The sequence below is a fragment of the Actinomycetota bacterium genome, from assembly GCA_036280995.1.
Classification (GTDB): domain Bacteria; phylum Actinomycetota; class CALGFH01; order CALGFH01; family CALGFH01; genus CALGFH01.
This window is the reverse complement of the sequence record DASUPQ010000365.1, coordinates 1-2,836: the sequence shown is the minus strand read 5'-3', so window position 1 is coordinate 2,836 and position 2,836 is coordinate 1. Positions and strand designations below refer to the sequence as shown.

Genomic DNA, 2,836 nt, shown 5'->3' with positions numbered 1-2,836 from the left:
TCGCAGGCCGCGCAGCCCTCGAGGTGACGCCGGAAGACGTGCTCGTCGTCGGGCTCAAGGGCACCCAGCACGTAGCCGGCGGCGAGCTCCTCGTACTCGCTGTGGCTTATTGGCGTGTCCACGGGTGCTCCTCGGTACCGGCGTCCTGCAGCGCCTCTTTCATCTTGCGCATCCCGGCCGCCATGCGCGTCTTCACCGTGCCCAGCGGCACCCCGACCAGGGCGGCGACCTCCCGCTGGGTGTAGCCCCCGAAGTACGCGAGCAGCAGGGCCTCGCGCTGGGCGACCGGCAGCTCCCCCAGCGCCGCCCGCACCTCGGCCCGGCGCTCGGACGCGACCACGTCGTCCTCGACCCGCGCCTTCGGGTCGGGCTCGAACTCCAGCCCCTCGTCCGAGGTCCGCCAGCGGCGCAGGTTCTCCTCGCGCCGCACCACGTCCACGGCCCGGTGGTGCGTCATCGACAGCAGGTAGGTGGCGACCGTCCCCCGCCCAGCGTCGAACCGGCCAGCGTTACGCCACAGCGAGAGGAACACCTCCTGCACGACATCCTGCGCCAACGTCTCCTCGGTCAGGATCCGGCGCGCGAGCGAGTAGGCGGCCGGCCCATAGCGGTCGTACAGCGCTTCGAGGGCGCCCGCGTCCTTCTGGGCCACAAGCTCGACCAGCTGGTCGTCCCGAAGACCCTGATAGGACGTTCCTCGCACGCGCTCGGACCCTTCCTGCTAGGTCTTCGTCGGCCGGCGGACATCGGTTTGCCTCGGTCGCAAGGCAAGCTAGCACACCAGCGTATGATGGTTGAGGGAGCCATCAGGGCGTTGCTATAGTGCTCGCCTCGCGCGGATGTGGCTCAGTTGGTAGAGCATCACCTTGCCAAGGTGAGGGTCGCGGGTTCGAGTCCCGTCATCCGCTCCCACCCTCGGGGCCTCCGGCCCACGGGTCACCGCCCTCCGGGTCACCGGAGGGCGGCTCCACGAGGGGCACGGCGGTGTGGCCGAGTGGTTCAGGCAAGGGTCTGCAAAACCCTGTACCCCGGTTCAATTCCGGGCACCGCCTCCACCCGTTCACCTATATGATCGGGGCCCACCCGGGCGCGTAGCTCAGCGGGAGAGCGCTTCCCTGACACGGAAGAGGTCACAGGTTCAAACCCTGTCGCGCCCACCACAAGGCCCTGACCAGCGGAAACGCTGGTCAGCTTCGCGTTCGAGGCCCGTCTGGGTGGACGCATAACGGATGGACACCACTTAACTGTGCTACTTCTGCGGGCATGGACCCGGCCGCGCCCAACCCCCTGCTCCGCTCCTTCGAGCGGCACCTGCGCGCCGAGAACCGCTCCGACCAGACGGTGGCCACCTACCTGATCGCCCTCCGCCAGGCCGAGGCCTTCCTGACCGGGAGCCGGGGCACCACCCTCGCCGCGGCCGGCCGGGCCGACCTGGAGGCCTACCTGGGCGACCTGCTCACCCGACGGGCCGCCGCCACCGCCGCCACCTACTACAAGGTGCTCAAGCTGCTCTACCAGTGGCTCGAGGACGAAGACGAGCTCCCGGCCAGCCCGATGGCCAAGATGCGACCACCGATCATCCCCGACCAGCCGGTACCCGTGATCCCCGACGACGGGCTGCGCCGGCTCCTGGCCGCCTGCGCCGGCAAGGGCTTCGAGGCCCGCCGGGACACCGCCATGATCATGCTGCTGCTCGACACCGGCGCCCGCCGGGCCGAGCTGGTCGACCTCAAGCTCGCCCACCTCGACCTGGACCTGGACGTGCTGCTGGTGCTCGGCAAGGGCCGCCGCGAGCGGGCGCTGCCGTTCGGCCACAAGGCCGGCGCCGCCCTGGACCGCTACCTTCGCGCCCGGGCTCGCCACAAGGACGCCGCGCTCCCCTGGCTCTGGCTTGGGCTGCAGGGCCGGCTGACCAGATGGGGCCTGGTGCAGATGCTGCGGCGCCGCGGCGAGCAGGCTGGTCTGCCCGGCCTGCACCCCCACCAGCTACGCCACACCTTCGCGCACCAGTGGTTGGCCGAAGGCGGCGGGGAGACCGACCTGATGCGCCTGGCCGGCTGGAAGTCCCGTGCCATGCTGCAACGCTACGGCGCCTCGGCCGCGGACGCCCGAGCTCGTGAGGCCCATCGACGCCTTTCTCCTGGTGACCGGCTCTAGTGGTCCGTTGCTGAGCTGATTTGACACTCGGAAGGCTGGATCGCAAACCCGGACAGGACCTATGTCCATCGCTCCCGGTTCTCTTGGACACCGAGTAGGCAGGGGTGAAGATGCCTGTCATGGCGGTGAACAACCAGAACCAGCACGAGGAAGCCGGTGACTATCGGTCCTAGTGAGAGGGAGAATCCAGCCGTCGGGTTGGACCCTGGGAGGGCGGATGCTGCGGTTGGCGGGTGGGCAGGTGGAGTCGCTGCTGGACGAGCTGCTGCCGGTCGAGGTTCATGAGCTGCCCAGGGACCTGGCGGCGCTGGACCGGCTGCTGGTCGACCGGCGGCTGCTGGCGCCGATCGAGCAGGTCTGGGCGCAGACCGCTCGCGGCCATGGCCGGCCGACCATCCCGATGGGCAGCTTCGTGCGGCTCATGGTCATCAAGCAGCGCACCGGCTGGGGGTACGAGACGCTGGTGCGGGAGGTGTCGGACTCGCTGCACCTGCGCCGGTTCTGCCTCATCCCGCTGACCCAGCGGGTGCCGGACGAGTCGACCGTCCGCAAGCTAGTCCGCCGGCTGGGCCCCGAGGTCCTCGCCGAGCTGACTCGGGTGGTGATCGGCAAGGCCCAGCGGGAAACCCGCTTTGCTGCTCGTGCGGTCCGGATCGACGCCACCGTGGTCGAGGCCGAC

General features: G+C 69.9%; 3 protein-coding genes and 3 tRNA genes. 5 read left to right on the top strand and 1 reads right to left on the bottom strand.

The window, feature by feature from the left end; all coding sequences use genetic code 11:
- Window positions 1-106: 106 nt before the first annotated feature.
- Window positions 107-703: a sigma-70 family RNA polymerase sigma factor gene (locus VF468_12270; protein HEX5879070.1), complete on the bottom strand. Its 597-nt coding sequence runs from the start codon at window positions 701-703 to the stop codon at window positions 107-109.
- Between the two features lie 132 nt (window positions 704-835).
- Here VF468_12270 and VF468_12265 point away from each other — a divergent pair.
- From VF468_12265 to VF468_12245, 5 genes are all read left to right on the top strand, one after another.
- Window positions 836-908, top strand: a tRNA-Gly gene (locus VF468_12265).
- Window positions 909-980: 72 nt separating this feature from the next.
- Window positions 981-1,055: transfer RNA gene (locus tag VF468_12260), tRNA-Cys, on the top strand.
- Window positions 1,056-1,085: 30 nt separating this feature from the next.
- Window positions 1,086-1,160: transfer RNA gene (locus VF468_12255), tRNA-Val, on the top strand.
- A gap of 103 nt (window positions 1,161-1,263) precedes the next feature.
- Complete coding sequence (locus VF468_12250) at window positions 1,264-2,157, top strand: tyrosine-type recombinase/integrase (GenBank protein ID HEX5879069.1); 894 nt, start codon at window positions 1,264-1,266, stop codon at window positions 2,155-2,157.
- Window positions 2,158-2,374: 217 nt separating this feature from the next.
- Window positions 2,375-2,836: transposase (locus tag VF468_12245; GenBank protein HEX5879068.1), on the top strand; the 462-nt coding region annotated here is incomplete at its 3' end.

Bases quoted from the DNA above. Each gene is read 5' to 3' on its own strand.
- VF468_12250 (HEX5879069.1), top strand. From the start codon at position 1,264: ATGGACCCGGCCGCGCCCAACCCCCTGCTCCGCTCCTTCGAGCGGCAC.